We start from the raw sequence: 2908 nt of genomic DNA, 5'->3' as shown, positions 1-2908 counted from the left end.
GATCACCTGAATGCCTTTTCCGCGGATCGCGGCCAGGTCGCGGGGAAAGTGCTGCGGTAGATTGAATGACTTGTTGACCGAATCGAGGCTCGCCCGGTTGATGCTTTCGAGGCCAATCGAGAGGCTGACGCAACCGCTGCGGGCAGCCAGGTCGAGCAACTCGGGATCACGCGCGATGTTGATCGTGCATTGACTGGCCCACTTCATCCTGAGCGGAATCATGGCACGGAACAGTTCCTTCGCTGCTTCAGGGTGGCCGATGGGATTGTCGTCCAAAAACAAAATGCGGTCACCCCCGAGCGCCTTGATGGTCTGCAGGTCCCGGATGACCTCCGCGACCGGCCGGGTGCGGAAACTGCGTTGGTAGTAGCTCTGTACCGCACAGTACTCACACGGATGCGGGCAGCCACGCGAGAAGATCACCGGCCAGTGAAAGTACATCCGGTACAGCCAGCTGGTCTTGAACGCCTCGTACTTCAGCAGGGGTAGCTCGGTGTAGTTGATCTGCGGCAGGTCGACCAGGCTTTGCCGGCGGCTGGCGCGGTACACGCCGCGCGTGCGCCGTTCGCGGAAGTCCGCAAGCAACTGCGGCCACACGTCCTCGGCCTCGCCGGCGACGATGGCATCGGCATGGCGCAACGATGCATCCGGCGTCAGCGTCACCCAGCTGCCGCCTAAGACGACCCACACACCGCGCTGCCGGAAGTGGTCGGCAAGGTCATACGCCCGTTTGATCTGCGGGCCCATGGCGGTGATGCCTACCACGTCGTATTCGCCGTTCAGATCGACGTCGTAAAAGAGTTCGTCGACCATCGTGACGTCATGGCCAGGCGGGGTCAACGCCTTCAGGTACGGGAGCGTGATTCCACTGGTCCAGTACCGTGTGGTCTTTTGCAGCGTCCCGTCCGGATTGTAGTGAGTTGGAGAAACGAGCAGGATCCGCACGCGCGCAATTAACGGGCTTTTCGCCACGATGTCAACGTACGGCGATTGGGCGTCGGCGGCTTGCCTGGGTGGTTGGACGTGGTAGAGTTCGGGGCTCGATGACCGCCCCCAGTGATCCGATCTCGCGGGTGCTGCCCCGCGCCGCGGCGCCGCAGCTGCGCATCTTCATCAACCGGCTCATCTTTCGTGGCATGCTGTTCACCATGGGGCTCATTGCCGTCGCCATGTACCGGCTCATCGAGGACAAGAATGTCACCTGGCGGTTCGCCAAGGCACAGGCGCGCAACCTGAGCCGCATGTGCGGAGTGCGGGTGCACGTCACCGGCCTTGAACACCTCGGTCACGGTCCTTACATGTTTACGCCGAACCATCAAAGCCACTTCGACATCGCCGCGGTGCTCGGGTACCTGCCCGGGAACAACCGCTTCGCGGCGAAGAAGGAACTGTTCAACCAGCCGGTGCTGGGTGCCGTCTTGCGCACCATGGGGATGATTCCGATTGATCGGGAAAATCCGCTCGAGGCGATTCAGTTGCTGAATCAGCTCACGGTCGATGAGTTCTCCACCATTATCTTTCCGGAAGGGACGCGCAGTCGGGATGGAAATCTGCTTCCCTTCAAGAAAGGTCCGTTCGTCGCGGCCATCCACCTCGGAATCCCGGTGGTGCCGATCGTCTGCAAAGGCACCAGGGAGCTGATGCCGAAAGGCAAATACCTATCGATCGTCCCGGGGGAGGTCGAGCTCGTCGTGTTGGAACCGATCCCGACGAAAGAGATGACCTACGACGACCGTGACCGCTTACGCGATCTGGTGCGCAGCCGCATCTCTGAGGAACTGGTCCGGGTCTAGTCAGCGACGCGCACGCAAGGGCTCGGAGGTGTCGCTGCAGGCGGCAGGCTGCGCCTCCACCGGCACGGAATCAGCCGGCCAGAACGGGGCGAACTGAAACCACTGGGTTGGGAACAGGCGCACCACCGTCTCGAATTCGCGCACGACCTCGGTCATGGCACGCTCCAAGGCGTGCGCGTCCCGCGCGTCACGCGGCAGCGTGAAGCTTCCGCCGACGCGGACGGCATAGTGCCGCTTCCCCAGCCGCGGAATGAATACCGGGATCAACGGAGCTCCAGATAGCCGCGCCAGCACGAAGGGACCGGAAGGGAAGGGTGCCGGCGCTCCAAAGAATGGGATCGGCCGCATGCCGCTCGTGCCACTGGCGCGGTCCAGCTGAATCGCGGTGATTTCGTTCCGTCGCAAAGCGCGAATTACATTGAGTGATGAAAATACCGAGGAGTCCGAGTAGATCACCCGAACGCCGGCACGATCGCGGGCCTGGCGCACGTACTCGTGTGTCGTCGCGTTCGCCTCGCGCGCCATCACCAGGCTGACGGGACGGCCGTAGTCGCTCAGCGTCTTGGCGGCGACGTCCCAGTTGCCGAAGTGGCCAGTGACGACGACGGCTCCGCGCCCTTCGTCGAGAGCGTCCACCAACGCGTTGCGCGCCGACACCTCTAATCTGAGAGGCTTGGGACGTGGCCCGTAACACTCCATCGTCTCGGTCATGCAATGGGCAAACTCCGCGAACATCCGCAGAGCCGCCGCAGCGGCCGGAGCCCCTCTGACCCCCAGGATGCGTTCCATGTTGGCGATGGCGCCGCGGCGGTTGCGTCCCACCAGCATGAAGATGATCGCCGCAATCGCCGGCGGCGAAAGCTGCTTCCACCACTCCGGGCCGTAGACGCAGCCGAGGTAGGCGAACTTGCGCCACCACAGGCCGTCGAAGCGCAACGCCTGTGCCAGCGTCGTACCGCGCCGTTCCATTCGGGTGCAGGTAACATACCCGGCCGCACCGTAGCAAACAGCCCTAGAGAGGCGGCGGTGGAGTGGGTCATGAATGTGGGGAATCTCGAAACTCGCGGTTGCGAGAAGGGTTCTACCAGTAGCTCCTACTGCAGGTTTCAGGCGAT

The 2908-nt window shown here is 62.9% G+C and carries 3 protein-coding genes; 1 reads left to right on the top strand and 2 read right to left on the bottom strand.

Annotation, left to right across the window (positions count from 1 at the left end; translation table 11 throughout):
- Positions 1-972: radical SAM protein (locus tag VF515_14130; protein HEX7408774.1), on the bottom strand; the 972-nt coding region annotated here is incomplete at its 3' end.
- A 71-nt stretch (positions 973-1043) separates the two neighbouring features.
- Here VF515_14130 and VF515_14125 point away from each other — a divergent pair.
- The gene (locus tag VF515_14125; GenBank protein HEX7408773.1) at positions 1044-1793 is read left to right on the top strand and encodes a lysophospholipid acyltransferase family protein; all 750 of its coding nucleotides are present in this window, start codon (positions 1044-1046) and stop codon (positions 1791-1793) included.
- Here VF515_14125 and VF515_14120 read toward each other — a convergent pair whose 3' ends face one another.
- On the bottom strand, positions 1794-2762 hold the full coding sequence (locus VF515_14120) for a lysophospholipid acyltransferase family protein (protein ID HEX7408772.1): 969 nt from the start codon (positions 2760-2762) through the stop codon (positions 1794-1796).
- Positions 2763-2908 lie beyond the last annotated feature (146 nt).

The sequence above is a fragment of the Candidatus Binatia bacterium genome (assembly GCA_036382395.1).
Lineage (GTDB): Bacteria > Desulfobacterota > Binatia > HRBIN30 > HRBIN30 > JAGDMS01.
The sequence above is the reverse complement of the archived record's forward strand: the minus strand, read 5'-3'. Positions and strand labels throughout refer to the sequence as shown.